The 17,914-nt window shown below is 67.4% G+C and carries 19 protein-coding genes; 12 read left to right on the top strand and 7 right to left on the bottom strand.

The features are described 5' to 3' along the window. Positions 1-10: 10 nt before the first annotated feature. Genes ACSQ9A_RS33185 through ACSQ9A_RS33205 form a run of 5 tightly spaced genes read left to right on the top strand, consistent with a single transcriptional unit; the run spans position 11 to position 4,146 of the window. Positions 11-1,567: an enoyl-CoA hydratase/isomerase family protein gene (locus ACSQ9A_RS33185; RefSeq protein WP_436307049.1), complete on the top strand. Its 1,557-nt coding sequence runs from the start codon at positions 11-13 to the stop codon at positions 1,565-1,567. Then, positions 1,564-2,028, top strand: coding sequence for an FAS1-like dehydratase domain-containing protein (locus tag ACSQ9A_RS33190; RefSeq protein WP_436307050.1), 465 nt, complete (start codon positions 1,564-1,566; stop codon positions 2,026-2,028). The genes ACSQ9A_RS33185 and ACSQ9A_RS33190 overlap by 4 nt, the downstream gene beginning before the upstream one ends. After that, positions 2,025-2,423 (top strand): MaoC family dehydratase, encoded by a 399-nt coding sequence (locus ACSQ9A_RS33195; RefSeq protein WP_436307051.1) that lies wholly within the window; start codon positions 2,025-2,027, stop codon positions 2,421-2,423. Before ACSQ9A_RS33190 ends, ACSQ9A_RS33195 begins: the two co-directional genes overlap by 4 nt. After that, a complete protein-coding gene (locus ACSQ9A_RS33200) occupies positions 2,420-3,661 on the top strand; it encodes an acetyl-CoA hydrolase/transferase family protein (protein WP_436307052.1) in 1,242 nt (413 codons plus the stop codon). Before ACSQ9A_RS33195 ends, ACSQ9A_RS33200 begins: the two co-directional genes overlap by 4 nt. Before the next feature lie 8 nt (positions 3,662-3,669). After that, the gene (locus ACSQ9A_RS33205; protein ID WP_436307053.1) at positions 3,670-4,146 is read left to right on the top strand and encodes a PaaI family thioesterase; all 477 of its coding nucleotides are present in this window, start codon (positions 3,670-3,672) and stop codon (positions 4,144-4,146) included. On the opposite strand, the gene ACSQ9A_RS33210 is transcribed toward ACSQ9A_RS33205, so the two are convergent. From ACSQ9A_RS33210 to ACSQ9A_RS33240, 7 genes are read right to left on the bottom strand one after another with little or no spacing between them, the layout of a single operon-like run. Then, on the bottom strand, positions 4,127-5,668 hold the full coding sequence (locus ACSQ9A_RS33210; RefSeq protein WP_436307054.1) for an AMP-binding protein: 1,542 nt from the start codon (positions 5,666-5,668) through the stop codon (positions 4,127-4,129). The genes ACSQ9A_RS33205 and ACSQ9A_RS33210 overlap by 20 nt on opposite strands. A 6-nt stretch (positions 5,669-5,674) precedes the next feature. Then, a complete protein-coding gene (locus ACSQ9A_RS33215; RefSeq protein ID WP_436307055.1) occupies positions 5,675-6,640 on the bottom strand; it encodes a Bug family tripartite tricarboxylate transporter substrate binding protein in 966 nt (321 codons plus the stop codon). Then, entirely contained in the window at positions 6,637-7,569 is a 933-nt protein-coding gene (locus ACSQ9A_RS33220) for an SDR family oxidoreductase (RefSeq protein WP_436307056.1), read from the bottom strand. The genes ACSQ9A_RS33215 and ACSQ9A_RS33220 overlap by 4 nt, the downstream gene beginning before the upstream one ends. Positions 7,570-7,577: 8 nt before the next feature. Continuing rightward, positions 7,578-8,774, bottom strand: a complete 1,197-nt coding sequence (locus ACSQ9A_RS33225) for an acyl-CoA dehydrogenase family protein (protein WP_436307057.1) — start codon at positions 8,772-8,774, stop codon at positions 7,578-7,580. A gap of 22 nt (positions 8,775-8,796) precedes the next feature. Continuing rightward, a complete protein-coding gene (locus ACSQ9A_RS33230; protein WP_436307058.1) occupies positions 8,797-9,963 on the bottom strand; it encodes an acyl-CoA dehydrogenase family protein in 1,167 nt (388 codons plus the stop codon). Positions 9,964-9,983: 20 nt separating this feature from the next. After that, positions 9,984-10,853, bottom strand: coding sequence for an HpcH/HpaI aldolase/citrate lyase family protein (locus tag ACSQ9A_RS33235; protein WP_436307059.1), 870 nt, complete (start codon positions 10,851-10,853; stop codon positions 9,984-9,986). Next, the gene (locus tag ACSQ9A_RS33240) at positions 10,850-11,305 is read right to left on the bottom strand and encodes a MaoC family dehydratase (protein ID WP_436307060.1); all 456 of its coding nucleotides are present in this window, start codon (positions 11,303-11,305) and stop codon (positions 10,850-10,852) included. Before ACSQ9A_RS33240 ends, ACSQ9A_RS33235 begins: the two co-directional genes overlap by 4 nt. A gap of 118 nt (positions 11,306-11,423) precedes the next feature. Between ACSQ9A_RS33240 and ACSQ9A_RS33245 the strand changes: the two genes are divergently transcribed. From ACSQ9A_RS33245 to ACSQ9A_RS33275, 7 genes are all read left to right on the top strand, one after another. Then, positions 11,424-12,443: an NADP-dependent oxidoreductase gene (locus ACSQ9A_RS33245; RefSeq protein ID WP_436307061.1), complete on the top strand. Its 1,020-nt coding sequence runs from the start codon at positions 11,424-11,426 to the stop codon at positions 12,441-12,443. Between the two features lie 66 nt (positions 12,444-12,509). After that, the gene (locus ACSQ9A_RS33250) at positions 12,510-12,980 is read left to right on the top strand and encodes a MarR family winged helix-turn-helix transcriptional regulator (protein ID WP_436307062.1); all 471 of its coding nucleotides are present in this window, start codon (positions 12,510-12,512) and stop codon (positions 12,978-12,980) included. Positions 12,981-13,086: 106 nt separating this feature from the next. Beyond that, a complete protein-coding gene (locus ACSQ9A_RS33255) occupies positions 13,087-13,923 on the top strand; it encodes an ABC transporter ATP-binding protein (RefSeq protein ID WP_436307063.1) in 837 nt (278 codons plus the stop codon). Next, complete coding sequence (locus ACSQ9A_RS33260) at positions 13,920-14,807, top strand: branched-chain amino acid ABC transporter permease (RefSeq protein WP_436307064.1); 888 nt, start codon at positions 13,920-13,922, stop codon at positions 14,805-14,807. The genes ACSQ9A_RS33255 and ACSQ9A_RS33260 overlap by 4 nt, the downstream gene beginning before the upstream one ends. 2 nt (positions 14,808-14,809) lie before the next feature. Continuing rightward, the gene (locus ACSQ9A_RS33265) at positions 14,810-15,847 is read left to right on the top strand and encodes a branched-chain amino acid ABC transporter permease (RefSeq protein WP_436307065.1); all 1,038 of its coding nucleotides are present in this window, start codon (positions 14,810-14,812) and stop codon (positions 15,845-15,847) included. A 39-nt stretch (positions 15,848-15,886) separates the two neighbouring features. Continuing rightward, positions 15,887-17,092, top strand: coding sequence for an ABC transporter substrate-binding protein (locus ACSQ9A_RS33270; RefSeq protein ID WP_436307066.1), 1,206 nt, complete (start codon positions 15,887-15,889; stop codon positions 17,090-17,092). Beyond that, positions 17,077-17,907, top strand: coding sequence for an ABC transporter ATP-binding protein (locus tag ACSQ9A_RS33275; RefSeq protein WP_436307067.1), 831 nt, complete (start codon positions 17,077-17,079; stop codon positions 17,905-17,907). The genes ACSQ9A_RS33270 and ACSQ9A_RS33275 overlap by 16 nt, the downstream gene beginning before the upstream one ends. Positions 17,908-17,914: the final 7 nt, after the last annotated feature.

The raw sequence follows: 17,914 nt of genomic DNA on the forward strand, positions 1-17,914 counted from the left end.
GAGGTTGCCGATGCTGATTCGCAGCGAGTTGGGCGACGACGGGGTTCTGCTGGCCACGATCGACATGCCCGAGCGGACGATGAACGTGTTTTCGTTCGCGTTGATGGATGCGCTCGAGGCGCTCATCGACGACGTGAACGCGACGCCCAACGTGCGCAGCGTCGTGATCACCTCGGGCAAGTCGTCCTTTCTGGCTGGGGCCGACCTCGTGATGGTGCGCGGCTTCACCGAGCCCGGGCCGGACGACACGCCGGACGTGATGTTCGAGCGCTGCGGACGGCTCGGGCGCCTGTTCCTTCGGGTCGAGGAATCGGCCAAGCCGTGGGTGGCGGCCGTCAACGGCACGGCGCTCGGCGGCGGCCTCGAACTGGCCATGGCCTGCCGGGCGCGGCTCGTGGCCGACGACCCGCGCGCCCTCATCGGCCTGCCCGAGGTGCGCTGGGGCTTGCTGCCGGGCGCGGGCGGGACGCAACGGCTGCCGCGCTTCGTCGGCTTCGAGGAAGGCATGTCGATGCTGCTGACCGGCCGCGCCGTCTCGCCGAGGCGTGCGGCCGAAATGAAGATCTTCGACGGCGTGGTGGCACCGCAAGACCTGCTGGCCGAGGCGCGCTTGCTCGCGCTCGGCCTGCTGGGTCGGGCGCCCGACAACGCGTCCAAGTTCCCCGATCACGCCCAGACCGACGTGCCTGCGCATTCACAGGAAGAGACGCGTCGTGTCGCCCGCGCGCACGGCGTGTCGGATGCCGATTTCGACCGCTACCCAGCCCACGGCGCGATCATCGACAGCGTCCTGCTCGGCGCGCGCAAGCCACTTGCCGAGGCCACCAACATCGAGATGCGGCAGTTCCTGCGGCTGATGTTCGATCCGGTCGCCGGCAACATGGTGCGCACGCTGTTCCTGAACCGCCAGCGAGCGGACCGCGAAATGGCTGCGCCACGCGAGCTTCGCATCGAGCGCATTCTGCTCGGGCCGCTGTCCGCCACACGCCGGGCGTGGCAAGAGGCAGTCGGCGCGTCGAAGCTCGTGCAAGCGAGCGATGCGACGCTGCCCCCCGACACCGCGTCCATCACCGACACCCAGGGTTGCAACCACCGCGTCGCCTTGCGCACGCTCGACGACGCCAAGGCCGCACAGCCCTTTGACGAAGCCGCCGCAGTGCTCTCGCCAACCGGCCCTTACGGTCGCGTGCTCGAGATCGTGGCGAAAGACGATGCCACGGCGCAAGCGCTCGCCGCCGTCGCCGCGCGCCTGGGCGCCCTTCCCTGCCGCAGCCGTGGCAACAAGAGCGCCCTGCTCCAACTCGCGGCGGCGGGCGATGCACGCACCGGCGGCCCTGCGCTGGATGCGCAGTCGCTGGCTGCGATGCAACTCTTCGCCGACGGCGATGTGACAGATCCCGAGCTCTTGGATGTTGCGGCCTGCACCGCCGGCATCGCACCCGCATTCAGCGGCGGCCCGTTCACGCACCTCTGGCAGCAGCGGAGCCGCCTGACGGCGTGCCTGAGCGGCCCGGCTGCAGACGCGTGGCCGGCCCTTGAACAGAAGCTCGCAAAGGCCTATCCGTGATAGACCGCAAGCACATCGGCTTCAGCACCCCGCCGAGCTCGGTCACCATCGATGTCTGGCGCGTCAGGCTCTTTTGCCAGGCCATCGGCGAACGAGACGCCGTGTACTGGGATGCGGAAGTCGCAGCCAAGGCCGGATACAAGGCCTGCCCGGTGCCGCCCACCTTTCTCAAGGCGATCGAGACAGAGCACTTCAGCAGCGCCATCCTGATGGAGCGGCTCGGCGTGCCGCTGCGCACCGTGCTGCATGCGGCGCAAAGCTTCGACTACCATCTGCCGCTGCATGTGGGCGAGCGGATCGAGATCAGCCGCCGGATCCGCGACACCTACGACAAGCGCGACGGTGCGCTGAGCTTCATCGTGATCGACACGCAGTACCGGCGCGACGGCATCACGGTCGCCAGCAGTTGCCAGACGATCGTGACGCGCAACGGGCTCGCGTCGACGGAGCAGGCAGCATGAACGGTTCCGCAGCCCAGCCACCCGAACAGATCCGCCTCGAATGCGGGCCGATCACCGCAGTGGACCTGGCGCTGTATGCCGCGGCATCGTCGGACCACAACCCGCTGCACCTGGACGAGGACACGGCACGCGCCGCGGGCTTCGATCGCCCGGTGGTTCATGGCATGCTGACCATGGCGATGGCCGCCCGCCTGATGACGAGCCATTTCGGGCCGAACGCGCTTCGTTCGCTCGAAAGCCGCTTCCTCAACATCGCGCTGCGCGGCCAGCGCATCGTGCTGACCGGCACCCTCCAGGGCGCGAAAGACGGCGTCGCCAGCTATGCGCTCGATGCGCGCAACGACGAGGGCCGCCAGTTGATCACGGGAAGCGCATCGGTGCGCGTCGCCCCATGAAGCGCCTCGCCGACCACCTGCAGCCCGGTGCCCGGGTCTTCGTCCCGGGGCTGTGCGGCGAGCCCACGCTGCTGCTGCGCGAACTGGCACAAGATCCCGAGCGCGCGCGCGGCGTCCGATTTGTCGGCGTGCAGTTTCCCGGCATCGGCAGCGCGGACTACCTGGGCCTCCACCCCGAGGCGCAGCAGACGGCCTTCTTCATGTCGCCCTCCGTTCGGCAAGGGTTGCGTGAACGCCGCGCAGAGCTGCTGAGCCTGGACTACCCCGGCATCGCACGGCACCTGCAGCAGTGCCCGCCCTTCGATCTCGCCATCGGCCACTTCAGCCCGCCCGACGCGGAGGGCTGGTGCAGCGCCGGCGTGTGCAGCGATTTCCTGCCCATCGCCTGGGCGCGCGCGAAGCGGCGCGTGGCTCAGCTCAATTCCTCGATGCCTCGCACCGGCAGCGCATTCCGCGTTCATCTGTCTGAACTCGATGCCGCGATCGAGGCCGACATCCCGTTGACCACCTTCTCGGAGGCCGCGGGCGGCAGCGAGACAGAGCTGCGGATCGGCCGCCTGGCCGCCGAGCTGGTGCGCGACGGCGACACATTGCAGTTCGGCATCGGCTCCGTCCCCCTGGCGCTGGCCGGCTCGCTCACCTCGCACCGCAGGCTCGGGCTGCATACGGGCATGGTGTCGCAGGCGGCGCGCGCGCTCGACGAAGCGGGGGCGCTCGATCCCGATGCGCCGATCACGACCGGCGTTGCGCTCGGCAACGCCTCACTCTACGAATGGGCCGGCCGCCATCCGAACATCCGCTTCGCCGACGTGCGAAGCACGCACGATCCGACAGGCCTCGCGGCGCTTCCGCGCTTCGTCGCCATCAACTCGGCGGTGGAGGTCGACCTGTTCGGCCAGGTCAACGCCGAGCGCAACGATGGTGCGCTCCAGGCCGGATCCGGCGGCCTTCCCGTGTTCGCCCATGGCGCGTTGCGCTCGCCCGGCGGCCGCCTGCTGATCTGCATGGCGGCCACCGCGAAGCGCGGCACGCTGTCGCGCATCGTGCCCTCGCTCGGCGCGCAGGGCCTGTGCACCCTGCCGCGCCACATGGCCGATGTCTTCGTCACCGAGCATGGCGTGGCGCAGGTGCGCGAGCTCGGGCTGGACGACCGCGCCGAAGCCCTGATCGCCATCGCGGCACCGGAACATCGTGCCGGGCTGGAAGAAGCCTGGCGCGCGATTCGCAACCGACTTTGAAGAAGAACATGGACGAGCTCCCCGAAGGCTTCGAACCCGTGAGCATCGGCGGCCACTTCGCCAGCCGAAACGGCCCCCTGCACGCGCGCTGGCACGGCGGCCATCTGCTCGTCGGCTTTCGCGTCGGCCCACCCCACGTCAATCCGATGAATGCCTGTCACGGCGGCATGTTGGCGACAGTGGCCGACATCCTGCTGTCGACCGCCGCCCAGTACCAGACCCCGCTCGGCCGCCGCTTCCTGCCGACCATCAGCCTGCAGATCGACTATCTGGCGGGCGCGAAGCTCGGCGACTGGGTCGAGGGACGCGCCGACATCCTGCGCACCACGCGCAACCTGCTGTTCTCCCAAGGCCTGCTCACGGTCGACGGCACGCCGGTACTGCGCGCCAGCGGCGTGTTCAAGATCGGGCCGCCCACACCGCTCGACAAGGACGATGCCGGGCTCCAGCTGCCGGGAATGCCGCTCAGCGTGCAGGCGGAGTAGAAAGCCCGTCGCGCAGCACCCGTCGCAAAAGCTTGCCGGTGGGCGAGCGCGGCAGCTGCTCGACGATGCGGATTTCGGACGGCTGCTTGAACTTGCCCAGGCATTCGCGGTTGTGCGCCTCGACCTCCGCCACCAGCCCTTTCGGGTCAGCCAAACGGCTGCGGTCGGGAACGACAAAGGCGATCGGACGCTCGCCGAAGCGCTCGTCGCTCATCCCGATCACCGCGCACTCCCACACGCCAGGGACCTCGAGGATGGCTTGCTCGATCTCCTGCGGGTAGATGTTCACGCCGCCCGAAATGATCATGTCGTCCTGGCGGTCGGTGAGATAGAGGTAGCCATCGGCATCGACATGGCCGACGTCGCCGAAGGTCTGCCAACCCTGCGGGCTGGTTCGCGCCGCAGTCTTCGCAGCTTCATTGAAGTACGCGAAGGGCGTGGTCCCGGAGAAATGGATGACGCCGGTCTCGCCGGCCGGGAGTTCGCGCCCATCGGTGCCGAGCACATGGATCTCGCCCTTGTGGCATCGCCCCACCGAACCCGGCTTGCGCAACGACTCCTGCGAATCGATCAGCGTGAGCCCCACGCCTTCGCTGCCCGAGTAGTACTCAAGCAGGATCGGCCCCCACCAAGCGATCATCCGGCGTTTGAGCGCCGCGCTGCAAGGCGCCGCGCCATGCACGGCCACACGATGCGAAGGGCTCGAGAACGCCCGGCGCCGCGAGTCGGGCAACGCCAGCATGCGCTGGAACATGGCGGGCACCCACTGGCTGTGCGTGATGGCCTCGCGCTCGAGCATGTCGAGGGCAAGTGCGGCATCGAAGCGCTCCATCACGTGCACCGTGCCGCCCGCGGCCGTCACCGCCAGCGCGAAGCGCAGCGGCGCAGCGTGGTAGAGCGGCGCGGTCGAGAGGTAGCGCACGCCCGGCTCGCCCAGGCCGAACAGCTTCAGCAGGTCGGCGGCGAAGGCCGGTGTGCCCTGGAAGTCCTCCGGCGGCAGCGGCCGCCACACCCCCTTGGGCGCGCCCGTGGTGCCGGAGGTGTAGACCATCAATGCGCCGGGCGGCTCGTGGTCTCGCGCTGTGGGCGGCTGCGCCTCGGCCAACGATTCGAGGGATTGGCAATTCGCGATCGCGCCGCCGATCGAAAGCCATTCGACATCGCCCGCCACCGTATCGGCCAGCCGTGCGGCCGGTTCGCCGAGGCTCGCATCCAAGACCACGAGCCGGGCTTCGGCATTCCGGACCATGTACGCCGCCTCGCCCACGGCCAGCGTTGTCGGCATCGGTGTGAGATAAAGACCGCAGCGGTACGCGCCCCAGGCCAGGGCCAGCGCCTCCAGCCGGTTGCCAATCAGGCTGGCGACGTGATCGCCGCGACGCAGACCCTTATCCGCAAGCACACGTGCATACCGGTTCGCCATCGCCTCCAGCTCGGCATAGGAAAGCCGTGCATCACCGCACACCACGGCCGGGTGATCGGGCGCACGCGCCGCGCATCGACGCAAGTCCGTCGGACCCATGGCCGCTCAGTCCTTGCGCAGCAGGCCGAGGCGTCCGAGCATCTCGCGCTCGGTCGTGACGGTGCGCCGCGCAAAGGCCTCATAGTCCTGCGAGTTCATGTAGATCACCGGCAGCATGTAGCGGTCGAAGGCGGCCAGCACTTTCGGATCTTCCAGCGCGGCCTTGAAGGCATCGTGCAGGATTTTGACCACTGCCGGGTCGGTGCCGCGCGGCACGCCGATGCCGAAGGGCGACTCGTTGACAATGTCCACGCCGGCCTCGCGCAGCGTCGGCACGTCGGGAAAGGCCTTGGCGCGCTGGGCGCCCATCGTGGCCAGCACGCGCAGTTTTCCGGCCTCCACATGCGGTGCGAACTCCGTGGTGCCAGCCATCATCGATACCTGCTTGCCGAGCAGTGCGCCCAAGGCCTCGATCGACCCTTTGTAGGCGACCGCCGTGAGCGGAACGCCGGACTTCGCAGCGAGCTCCTCCATCGCCAGATGAGGCGTGGTGCCGATGCCGGAATGGCCGTAGCTCAACGCGCCCGGGTGGCTCTTGCCGTAGGCCAGCAAGTCGCTAAGCGTCCGGTACGGCGCGTCAGCCGGCACCGCCACGCCGAAAACGAAGCCACCCAGCCCGACGACGTACGCGATGTCGCGCAAGGGGTCGAAGCTGGTCTTCTGCATGAAGGCGATGCGAAAGACCGCCAGCGGCATCAACACCGCGGTGTAGCCGTCGGGCTTGGCGGAAGCCAGGGAAACGGTGGCCAACGCGCCGCCGGCGCCGGGCCGGTTCTCCACCACCACCGGCGTTCCGAGCTGGCGCGAGACGGCATCAGCCAGCGCGCGACACACCGCATCGGTGGATCCGCCCGGCGCGGCGGGCGCGAGCAGCGTGATCGGCCGGGAGGGAAACTTCTGCGCAGCAGCCTGCGTGGACAGCGCGAGCCCGATGGCCAACAGGCCGGCCCACCGGAGGATCGCAAAGCTCATGATGCTGCGCCGCCGGTGCTTCGCTGGGCCTTCTCGGCCTCGGCCCGGCCGCGCACCAGCGCCTTGGCCTCGGCCCAGTCTTCCGGCGTGAGCTTGCCAAGCTCCGCAAAGGTGCTGGGCGCGGCCAGGTGATGGCCGCCGTCGATGGCGATGTTCTGCCCGGTGAGGTATTCGCAGCCGTCGGCCTGCAGGAAGGTCAGCAGGTGCTGCAGCTCGCTCATCCTGCCGAAGCGCCCCATCGGCACCTGCTCGGACGATGCGGCGCCCACATTCGCCTTCGGGATCGGCGCCAGCTTCTCCCACGCACTTTCGGTCGGGAACGGCCCCGGCGCCACAGCGTTCACGCGGATGCGGTGGCGCCCCCACTCGACCGCGAGCGACATCGTCATCGCATGCACGGCGGTCTTGGCCATCACCGAAGGGAGCACGTAGGCCGAGCCGGTCCATACCCAGGTCACGAGCATGCTGACCACCGAGCCGGGCAGGCCCTGCGCGATCCAGCGCCGGCCGCAGGCCAGGGTGGAATGGAGCGCGCCGTCCATCACGGTCGAGCGAACGGCCTCGAAGCCGCGCGGACTGATCTCGGTGGACGGCGCAATGAAGTTCGCCGCGGCGTTGTTGACCAGGCCGGTCAGCGCACCGCCCTGCCAGATCCTCTCGACCATGGCGTCGATCTGCGAAGCGTCGCGCACATCGCAGACATGCGATGCGATCGAGCCGCCATGCGCTGCGAAACCGGCGAGCTCGGCCACGGCCTCGTCGAGCACGCCTTGCCGCCTGCCGCACACGTGCACGGCCGCACCGTGTGCGACGAAGGCGCGCGCCAGCTCCTTGCCCAGACCCGTGCCGCCGCCGGTGATGAGGATGCGCTTGCCGCTCAGCACGTCGGGCCGGAAGGGGTCGTTCGAAATGGCGTCCGTCACTTGCATGTCTCCTGTCAGGTCGGATTCACGCCGACCACGCCTTCGCGTTCGCCGTGGCGCGGCCGGAAGCCGGCAAAGAGGTTGCGCCCAATGATGTGTTTCATGATCTCGATCGAGCCGCCGGCAATCTTGACGATACGGGCATCGGCGTAGGCGCGGGCAATCGGGTATTCCCACATATAGCCCCAGCCGCCGAAGAGCTGCAGGCACTCGTCGACCACGCGGCAGTGCAGGTTGCTCAGGAACATCTTGGCCATCGCGGCATCGATGGGGTCGAGCCTGCCTTCCATGAAAAGCTGGATGCACTTGTCGGTGAACTGGCGGCCCACGGCCGTGTCGGTGGCGAGCTCCGCCAGCTTGAACTGGGTGTTCTGGAAGTCGCCGATGGTCCTGCCGAAGGCCTTGCGCTCGCCGGTGTACTGGACCGTGTACTCGATCACCCGCTCGGCCACCGCCGCCGAACGGATCGCCTGGGCAAGCCGTTCCTGCGCGAGCTTGGTCATCATCAGTTCGAAGCCCTTGCCCTCCTCGCCCAGCATCGCGGAGGCCGGCACGCGCAGGTCGTCGAAGAACAGTTCGGAGGTGTCCTGTGCCTTCATGCCCAGCTTGTCGAGGTTCTTGCCGCGGCGGAAGCCCGGCAGGCTGGTGTCGACCAGGAACAGCGTAATGCCCTTGGCGCCGGCCGCCGAATCGGTCTTGGTGGCGAGCACGAGCACATCGCACATCTGGCCGTTGGAAATGAAGACCTTTTGCCCGTTGATCAGGTAGTCGTCGCCGTCGCGAACGGCCTTGGTGCGGATGGCCTTGAGGTCGGAGCCGGCGTGTGGCTCGGTCATGCCCAGTGAGCCGATGGCCTCTCCCGCCACCATCTTCGGCAACCAGTGCTTCTTCTGCGCCTCGGTGCCGAAGGACTTGATGTAGGTGGCGACCAGGTCGCAATGGATCAGGAAGCCTGGGCCGGTGTAACCGGCAGCGCCGATCTCCTCGAACACCACCACGTCGAACAGGTAGTCGGCACCAAGGCCGCCGTACTCCTCGGGAATCGTGCAGCACAAGAGGCCCGCCTCGCCCGCCTTGCGCCACAGCTCGCGCGGCACGACGCCATCTCTTTCCCAGTCGGCGTGGTGCGGTGCGATCTCCTTGTCGATGAAGCGCCGCACGGTGTCGCGGAAGGCCTCGTGTTCCTGCTGGAATAGTTCTCTCTTGATCACGATGAGCTCCGTTTTCAGTGCGTCAATACGACTTGGGCAGGTCCAGCACCTTCTCGGCGATGAAGGACAGGATCAGCTGCTCGGTGATGGGCGCAATGCGTGTCACCACCACCTCGCGCAGCAATCGCTCGACGTGGTACTCCTTGGCGTAGCCGAAGCCGCCGTGCGTGAGCACGGATTGCATCGCCGCCTCGTAGCCTGCACGCGCGCCGAGAAACTTGGCACTGTTGGCCTCGGCGCCGCAGGGAAGGTGCTGGTCGTAGAGCCAGGCGCCTTTCATCACCATGCACCATGCAGCCTCCAGTGCCATCCAGCGCTCGGCCAGCGGATGCTGAATGCCCTGGTTCTGGCCGATGGGACGTCCGAACACCACGCGCTCGCGCGCATAGCGCGTCGCGCGGCGCAGGGCATCCTGGCCGATCGCGATGGCCTCGGCCGCGACCAGCAGCCGCTCGGGATTCAGGCTGTGCAGGATGTAGCCGAAACCCTTGCCCTCCTCCCCGATGCGATCGGAATCGGGGATGAACAGGCCGTCGATGAAGATCGCGTTGGAATCGACGGCCTTGCGTCCCATCTTCGGAATGCGGCGCACCTCGATCTTGCTGCGATCGAGCTCGGTGTAGAAGATGGTGATGCCATCGGTCGGCCGCGCGCAGTCCTCGAGCCTGGTGGTGCGCGTGAGCAGCATGATCTTGTTGGCGACCTGCGCGGTCGAGGTCCACACTTTCTGGCCGTGGACGAGGTAGCCGCCCTCCACCTTTTGTGCAAAGGTCTTGATCGCGGTGGTGTTGAGCCCCGCGTCGGGCTCGGTGAAACCGAAGCAGCACTGGTCGCGTCCCTCGACCAGCGCCGGCAGCCAGCGCGCGCGCTGCTCGGGCGTGCCGAACACCACGATTGGATGCGGCCCGAACAGGTTGATATGCACCGTCGAGGCCGCCGCCATGCCGCCGCCGTGGCTCGCCACCTCGTGCAGCATGATGACGGCCTCGGTGACGCCCAGTCCGGCGCCGCCGTACTCGGGCGGCATGGTGATGCCGAGCCACCCGGCCTTGGCCATCGCCTGATGGAACTCGCGCGGGAACTCGCCGTCGTCGTCGCGCGCGAGCCAGTATTCGTCGTCGAACGAACGCACGACCGCGCCGACGCCGTCGCGGATCGCGCGATGATCCTCGGTGATCGAAAAATCCATGCCGGTTCTCCGTTTCTCGTCTAGTCGCCGAGGCCCAGCGTGCGCCGGGCCTGCTTCAGGTGGGGCATGTCGACCATCACCCCGTCGATGCTGAGCGTTCCAGCATCGGGTTGCGCCGCGAAGGCATCCACCACCCTCTGCGCGGCAGCCAGCTCGGCCTCGGACGGCGTGAAGGCCGCATTGATGATGTCGACCTGGTCGGGATGGATCGCGATCTTTCCGCGAAAGCCGCGGCGACGCGCGGTGGCGCACGAAGCCGCGAGACCCGCCGCGTCGCGGAAGTCGGCGTGCAGCGTGTCGATGGCGGCGACGCCCGCAGCAGCGGCCGCGCAAAGACACAGCGAATTGGCCATCACGTAGAGCGGCGACAGGCTGCCGTCGACCTCGCGGTTCGAGACGGCGCCGATCGCGGCCGACAGGTCTTCGGCACCCCAGGTGATGCCGGCCAGGCGCGGGATGCCGGGCACGAAGGAAGCCATGGTCAGCATCGCCTGCGCGGTCTCCGTTGCCACCGGCACGATGCGCACCTCGCCGCCCGGCATGCCGCAGCGCGCCTCCAGCGCATCGAGGTAGTGGCCCAGGCGCAGCACGTCGGCCGCGCTGAAGGTCTTCGGAAGCATGATGCCGGCCAGGCCCGGCATCACAACGGCCGCGAGATCCTCCAGCGCCAGCCCCGAATCCAGCGGGTTGATGCGGACAAAGAGACGTGACGACAGGCGCCCGGCCTCCTTGGCAATGAAGCTCGACGCCGCGGCGCGCGCCGCCGGCTTCTGCGCCGCGGCGACCGCGTCCTCCAGGTCGAGGATCAGCACGTCGGCCGCGCTGCCCGTCGCCTTGGCGAGCTTTCGCTCGCTGTCGGCCGGCACGAAGAGCATCGAACGCAGCCTCATGCAGGGACCTTTCGCAGCATCAGGGCCTGGCGCTTGCAGGTCGAGACCTCCTGCCCCTTCTGGTTGAAGCCCTGGTGCAGGAAGGTGACGATGCCCGCGTTGGGCCGCGATTTGCTGTCGCGCACTTCCAGCACCGTCGTGGTCGAGCGGATCGTGTCGCCTGCAAACACGGGAGAAGGAAAACGCACGTCGGTCATGCCGAGGTTGGCGACCGTGGTGCCCAGTGTCGTGTCCTGCACCGACAGGCCGATGACCAGCCCGAGCGTGAAGATGCTGTTCATCAGCGGGCGGCCGAACTCGGTGTTCTTGCAGTACTCGGCATCGATGTGGATCGCTGCCGGGTTGTAGGTCGCGCCACAGAACCACACGTTGTCGGCTTCGGTGACGGTGCGGCGTATTTCGTGCGCGAACACCTGCTCGACGCGGAACTCCTCGAACCAAAGACCTGCCATCGGTATTTCCCCTCACAATATGCAGTGGCGTAGCATGCGCATGTACATGGTACGCATGTGTACTATAACAAATCCCTTTGCGTTGCAACTCGGTAGGAACCTTGATCGGAGACAGAAAATGCCCCTCGCTATAAACCGCCAGGTGCGGCTGAAATCAAGACCCCAGGGCGTGCCGCAGGCCGAACACTTCGAGATCGTCGAAGCCGATCTGCCGCCGGTGCACGACGGCCAGGTGCTGGTGCGCAACATCTACCTGTCGGTCGAGCCCGCGATGCGCGGCTGGGTCAATGCCGTCGGCAACTATTCGGAGCCGGTGGCCGTCGGCGCGGTGATGCGTTCTTTCGCCACGGGGCGCGTGGAGGCCTCCCGGCATCCCGGCTTCCAGCCCGGCGAATACGTCACCGGCATGTTCGGCTGGCAGGACTATGCGGCGATCGACGGCGCGGCGATCCAGCGCAAGGTGGAGGACGACGGCCTGCCCTTGTCCACCTCGCTCGGGGTGCTGGGCATCAACGGGGTCACGGCGCACTACGGATTGCTCGAGATCGGCCGGCCAAAGCCCGGCGAGACGGTGGTCGTGTCGACCGCGGCGGGCGCCGTCGGCTCCTGCGTGGGGCAGATCGCGAAGATCAAGGGTTGCCGCAGCGTCGGAATCGCTGGCGGCGCGCAGAAGAGCGCCTTGTGCACCGGGCTGTTCGGCTACGACGCGGCCGTCGACTACAAGGCCGGCGCGCTCGCCCCGCAGCTTGCGGCCGCCTGCCCCGACGGCGTCGACGTCTACTATGACAACACGGCCGGCGCGATCAGCGACGCCGTGATGGAGCGCCTGAACGTCGACGCCCGGGTCGTGATCTGCGGCACCGCCTCGGTGGCGAGCTGGGATCCGCCGCCGCTAGGACCGCGCGTGGAGCGGCACCTGCTCGTCAAACGCGCGTCCATGCGGGGCTTCGTCATCTTCGATCATCCCGAACACGGCGACATCGCGCGCCGCGAGCTGGCGCAATGGCTGCGCGAAGGCCGGCTCCAGTACCAGGAGGAAATCCTGGAAGGCATCGAGCAGGCGCCCGATGCGATCGCGGGGCTCTACCGCGGCGAGAACCTGGGCAAGCGGCTGATCCGGATCGAGGCGCCCGGTTGAGGGCACGCGAGGCGCGGTCATAAAATGTTCGCATGCGTATAGTAATGAATCGTCCAAGGAGAGCACATGGCCGCTGAACCGACAACAAGCACCGACTGGGAGCTCAGGCTCGGGTTTCTGATCCACGACGCGTCGCGCCTGCGGCGCAGCGCTTTCGACCGCTGCCTGAAGCCGCTGAACGTCACCCGATCCCAGTGGTGGGTCCTGGCCTATCTGTCGCGGCAAGACGGCATGACGCAGTCGCAGCTCGCCGAAGAACTCGACCTGGGCAAGGTCGCCATCGGCGGCCTGATCGATCGCCTCCAGAAGTCGGGGCTGGTACGCCGCGACGCCGATGCCAGCGACCGCCGTGTCAACCGCGTCTTTCTCGAGCCCAAGAGCAAGCAGCTCATCAATCGCATGCGCAAGGTCAGCCACCAGCTCAACCAGCAGATCCTGGCGGGCCTTCCCGAAACCCAGCTCGAGACCACGGCCAAGACGCTCGACACGATGAAGCGCAACCTGCTGTCCTATCTGCAGGAGCCGATCGAAGCCTGAGTCCCGGCTCGCCGGCACCGGCACACAGGGAAATTCCTTATGTGCGTATCCTTATTGTGCAGTAGTGTACGAATATTCGCGACACTGCAGCAAGGACACGCACGCCATGAGCTCCGAGCCCCCCGAAGGCCAGCGCCCCTCTGATTGGGGCGGCCTCTCTCTTTCGGTCGAACAGGTCGAACTGCGTTTCGGCGGCATCCGTGCGCTGCGCGGCGTTTCCTTCGCGGCCCGGGCGGGAGAGATCACGGCCGTGATCGGGCCCAACGGCGCCGGCAAGACCAGCGTCTTCAACACCATCTCGGGCTTCTACCGCCCCGCCTCCGGCCGCGTGCTGCTGGGCAGCGACGACATCACCGACACGCCGGTCTACGGCCGCGCCGGCCTCGGGCTGGCGCGCACCTTCCAGAACATCGCGCTGTTCCACGGCCTCAGCGTGCTCGAGAACATCAAGCTGGGCGGCCACCACCTGATGCGCTCGGGCCTGATGTCGAGCCTGCTCTATGCGAGAAGCGCGCAGCAGGAAGAGCTGGCGCTGCGCGCGGAGATTGAACGCCGGGTGATCGACTTCCTCGAGATCGACCACATCCGCCACAAGCCGGTCGACGCTCTCTCCTACGGCCTGCAGAAGCGCGTCGAGCTGGCGCGCGCGCTGGCGATGCGGCCGCGCGTGCTGCTGCTCGACGAGCCCGTCGCGGGCATGAACCGCGAGGAGACGGAAGACATGGCGCGCTTCATCCTCGACGTGCAGGAGGACTGGGGCGTGACAGTGCTGCTGGTGGAACACGACATGGGCATGGTGATGGACATCTCCAGCCACGTGGTGGTACTGAACTTCGGCGAGGTCATCGCCAGCGGGTCGCCCGCCGAGGTGCGCCGGCACCCCGAGGTGATCCGGGCCTACCTCGGCGCCGAAGCCGAAGAGGCCGAAGAGGCGATCGCATGAACGCACCCGCCCTCTACGAGCTGCTGGAATACAGCCTGATCGGCCTGCTGTCGGGCGGCGTGCTGGCGCTGATCGCGCTGAGCTTCGTGCTGGTCTACAAGGGCACCGGTGTCGTCAACTTCGCGGTCGGCGAGGTCATGATGCTGGGGGCCTACCTCTACTACACGGGCAACGTGATCTTCGGCCTCTCGCCGGTGCCGGCCTTCGTGCTGTCGCTGCTCCTGATCGCGCTGCTCGCGGTGCTGATCGAGCGGCTGGTGCTGCGGCCGCTGGCCGGCCAGTCGGCGGTGTCGGTGCTGATGGCCACGATCGGCATGGCCAGCATCATCCACGGCGTGGTCGAGTCCTTCTGGGGCAGCGACACCTACTCCGTGCCGCCGCTGCTTCCGCGCCGCCCGCTGAACTTCAGCGAGGTGATGATCCCGGGCACCGCGATCGGCAACTTCGCGGTCGCCGCGGCGCTGATCATCGCCTTCATCCTCTTCTTCCGCTATTCGAAGACCGGCATCGCGATGCGCGCGACGGCGAGCGACCCCGTCACGGCCTGCACGCTGGGCATCAACATCCGCTTCGCGCAGCGTTTGACCTGGGTGCTGTCGGGCGTGGTCGGCACGGTGGCCGGCGTTCTCATCGCCTCCTCGGCCAATCTCTCGCCCCTGCTGGCCGCAACGGCCCTGAGCGCCTTCGCGGTGATCATCCTCGGCGGGCTGGACAGCATCCTCGGCGCCATCGTCGCCAGCCTGATCATCGGCTGGATCGATGCGGTGACCGCCGGCTACCTCGGCGGCAAGGCGCTCGACGTCGTGCCCTACGTCGTGGTGCTGGCCATCCTGGTCGTGCGTCCCTACGGCATCTTCGGCACCCGCACGATCGAAAGGCTCTGACCATGCGCACCGGCGTCTTTCACGAGAACTTTGCCGCCGAGGAGCAGCTGTGGGACTCCTCCACCGCGCGCCGCTGGATGCTGGCCTTCACGGTGGCGCTGTTCGCGCTGCCTCTCTACGGCAGCGACTACGTGCTGGCGATGAGCTGCATCATCGGCATCCACGTCATCGCCACGCTGGGCCTGAACATCACGACCGGCAGCACGGGCCAGATCTCGCTCGCGCATGCCGCCTTCATGGGCGTGGGCTGCTACACCGTGGCCTGGCTCGCGAAGCACGGCATTCCCTTCTTCGTCGCACTGCCGGCGGCCGGGCTGCTGGCGGCGCTCATCGGCGTGCTCGTGGGGCTGCCGAGCCTGCGCGTCAAGGGGCTCTACCTGGCCATCGCCACGCTGGCCGCACACTTCATCCTGACCTTCATCTTCCGCGAATGGGAGCCGGTGACCGGCGGCGTGCCGGGCACGTCGATCCCGCGCGCGCGCCTCTTCGGCTTCGAATTGGTCGGCGATCGCGCCAACTTCTACCTGATCTTCGGCTGCGCCTTCCTGATGGCGCTGGCGGTGCGCAACCTCTCGCGCACGCACATCGGCCGCGCCTTCATCGCGGTGCGCGACCGCGACATCTCGGCCGAGATCCTCGGCGTGAGCCTGCTGCGCACCAAGCTCCTGGCCTTCGCGCTCGGCGCCTTCTACGCGGGCGTCGCGGGCGGCTTGCTGGGCTACTTCTACGGCTCCATCACGCCCGAGTACTTCGTGCTCACGCTGTCGATCTTCTATCTCGCCGCCATCATCGTCGGCGGCAGCACCGTGCTGGGCAGCATCCTGGGCGCGATGTTCATGACCTTCGTGCCCGAGCTGCTGCGCCTGACATCCCATGTGAGCTCGCAATGGTTCCCGGGCATTGCCGCCCTGCTGCTGCCGATGGGCCAGATCGTCTTCGGCGTGCTGATCATCGTCTTCCTGATCTTCGAGCCGCGTGGGCTCTCGGCCGTGTGGGCGCGGGTGCGCCGCACTTTCCACGTGTGGCCTTTCAAGACCTGAACCATCCGCCGACCCGGCACGTCACAAAAGGAGACCGACATGACAGACATTCGCAGGCGCCAAGTCATCCAATCGCTGGGCGCCGCCACGGCGCTTGGCGCGCTGGGTTTGTCCCCCGCCTGGGCGCAGGCGGCGAAGGGCGATATCGTGATCGGCGCTTCCCAGCCGATCACCGGCATCTTCTCGTTCGCGGGCACCGACATGCACTACGGGCTGAACGACTTCATCGCCTGGAAGAACAGCACCGGTGGTGTCGCCGGCCGCAAGCTGCGCTACGTGTACGAGGACAGCGGCTTCAAGCTCGACCAGGGGGTCGCCATCTTCAAGAAGATCATGGCCGCGGAGAAGCCCTCGTTCTTCTACGGCGACAGCACCCAGTGGGCCAAGGCGGTGGCGCAGGACGCCATCGCCTCCAATTCGATCCTGACCTCCTCCACCTCGCTCGCGAGTTCGATGGCCGATCCGGTGAACATGCCGCAGCACTTCGTGCCGGGCCCGATCTACGGCGCGATGCACGAGATTCTCATGGAGTACATCGCGCGCACGTCGCAGGGCGCCGCCAACAAGCCGAAGATCGCCTACGTCTATGCCGACACCGAGTTCGGACGCGACGGCATTCCTGCCGGCAAGGCACGGGCCGAGAAGCTCGGTCTTCCGATCGTCACCGAGATCGTGACCAAGCAGGCCGGTATCGACGTCGGCCCGGAGGTGGCGAAGCTGCGCCGCGCCCGGCCCGACATCGTGATCTTCCAGGGCTACATCCTGGCGCCGATACCCGAGTTCGTTCGCCAGATGCGCGAAGCGGGTCTGAACAGCCAGGTGATGGGAACTGCATGGGGCTTGAACAAGCCGGCGTACGACGCGCTGGGCGCGATGGGCGAAAGCCTCACCGGCGTTGCACCCTACCGCTATGGCCACGAGACCGATTCGCCGACGATCAACACGATCCGCGAGTTCACCGCCAAGAACCGGCCCGACATGAAGCACATTTCGATGTTCTACGTGAGCGCATGGCTATCGGGCATGGTGTTCGCGGAAGTGGCAGAGCGCTGCATCAAGGCCAACAAGCCGCTGACGCTGCCCAACATGAAGGCCGCATTGGAATCGATGAAAGACTGGGACTCGGGCGGCGTGACGGGGCTTCTTGTCGACCTCAGCAAGCATCAGATTCCCTCGGGCCGCATGTATCGGTACGACCCGGTGAAAAAGACGATGGAGCCTGCGAGCGGATGGATCAGGGCGTGAACTGCGCCGGCAGCGCCGCCTTGACGGTATCCAACGTCGAGGTGGTCTATCACCACAGCATCCAGGCGCTGCGCGGCCTGTCGATCGACGTGCCCGACCGGCAGATCGTCGCCCTGCTCGGCTCCAACGGCGCCGGCAAGACGACGACACTGAAGGCGGCATCCGGCATCCTGCCGCTCGAGAACGGACGCGTCGCGAGCGGCAGCATCCACTTCTTCGGCGAGGACATCGCGCGCTGGGCGCCTCATCAGTTGCCGCGGCGCGGGCTCGCACACGTGCGCGAGGGCCGGCATGTCTTCGGCGAACTCACCGTCGACGAGAACCTGGTCGCCGCGGCCAACGCGCTGACCGGCCGGTCCAACGCGAAGCCCGACACCGAGATGGTGTACGACTACTTCCCGCGCCTGAAGGAGCGCCGCAAGCAGTTGGCGGGCTACCTGTCGGGCGGCGAGCAGCAGATGCTCGCCATCGGCCGCGCGCTGGTCGGCCAGCCAAGGCTGATCCTGCTCGACGAGCCCTCTCTCGGGCTGGCGCCGCTGGTGGTGCAGGACATCTTCGGCATCATCGCGCGCATCAACCGCGAGCAAGGCGTCGCGATGCTGCTGGTGGAGCAGAACGCGCGCGTCGCGCTCGGCGTGGCCGACTACGGCTACATCATGGAAAACGGCCGCATCGTCATCAACGGTGCAAAGGAGGTGCTGCTTGGCGATCCCGATGTACAACGCTTCTACCTGGGAAGCAGCGACGATGGCCAGGAGCGCGTCAGCTTCCGCGAGACCAAACACTACAAGCGGCGAAAACGCTGGCTCTCATGAGGGAGGC

The sequence above is a fragment of the Variovorax sp. LjRoot290 genome (assembly GCF_964253985.1).
In the GTDB taxonomy this organism is placed as follows: Bacteria; Pseudomonadota; Gammaproteobacteria; order Burkholderiales; family Burkholderiaceae_C; genus Variovorax.

Coding starts and splice junctions, on each gene's coding strand:
- ACSQ9A_RS33265 (WP_436307065.1), top strand. CDS start 14,810: ATGCGCACCGGCGTCTTTCACGAGAACTTTGCCGCCGAGGAGCAGCTG.
- ACSQ9A_RS33275 (WP_436307067.1), top strand. CDS start 17,077: ATGGATCAGGGCGTGAACTGCGCCGGCAGCGCCGCCTTGACGGTATCC.
- ACSQ9A_RS33185 (WP_436307049.1), top strand. CDS start 11: ATGCTGATTCGCAGCGAGTTGGGCGACGACGGGGTTCTGCTGGCCACG.
- ACSQ9A_RS33250 (WP_436307062.1), top strand. CDS start 12,510: ATGGCCGCTGAACCGACAACAAGCACCGACTGGGAGCTCAGGCTCGGG.
- ACSQ9A_RS33240 (WP_436307060.1), bottom strand. CDS start 11,305: ATGGCAGGTCTTTGGTTCGAGGAGTTCCGCGTCGAGCAGGTGTTCGCG.
- ACSQ9A_RS33260 (WP_436307064.1), top strand. CDS start 13,920: ATGAACGCACCCGCCCTCTACGAGCTGCTGGAATACAGCCTGATCGGC.
- ACSQ9A_RS33195 (WP_436307051.1), top strand. CDS start 2,025: ATGAACGGTTCCGCAGCCCAGCCACCCGAACAGATCCGCCTCGAATGC.
- ACSQ9A_RS33255 (WP_436307063.1), top strand. CDS start 13,087: ATGAGCTCCGAGCCCCCCGAAGGCCAGCGCCCCTCTGATTGGGGCGGC.
- ACSQ9A_RS33245 (WP_436307061.1), top strand. CDS start 11,424: ATGCCCCTCGCTATAAACCGCCAGGTGCGGCTGAAATCAAGACCCCAG.
- ACSQ9A_RS33200 (WP_436307052.1), top strand. CDS start 2,420: ATGAAGCGCCTCGCCGACCACCTGCAGCCCGGTGCCCGGGTCTTCGTC.
- ACSQ9A_RS33205 (WP_436307053.1), top strand. CDS start 3,670: ATGGACGAGCTCCCCGAAGGCTTCGAACCCGTGAGCATCGGCGGCCAC.
- ACSQ9A_RS33215 (WP_436307055.1), bottom strand. CDS start 6,640: ATGAGCTTTGCGATCCTCCGGTGGGCCGGCCTGTTGGCCATCGGGCTC.
- ACSQ9A_RS33210 (WP_436307054.1), bottom strand. CDS start 5,668: ATGGGTCCGACGGACTTGCGTCGATGCGCGGCGCGTGCGCCCGATCAC.
- ACSQ9A_RS33220 (WP_436307056.1), bottom strand. CDS start 7,569: ATGCAAGTGACGGACGCCATTTCGAACGACCCCTTCCGGCCCGACGTG.
- ACSQ9A_RS33230 (WP_436307058.1), bottom strand. CDS start 9,963: ATGGATTTTTCGATCACCGAGGATCATCGCGCGATCCGCGACGGCGTC.
- ACSQ9A_RS33235 (WP_436307059.1), bottom strand. CDS start 10,853: ATGAGGCTGCGTTCGATGCTCTTCGTGCCGGCCGACAGCGAGCGAAAG.
- ACSQ9A_RS33270 (WP_436307066.1), top strand. CDS start 15,887: ATGACAGACATTCGCAGGCGCCAAGTCATCCAATCGCTGGGCGCCGCC.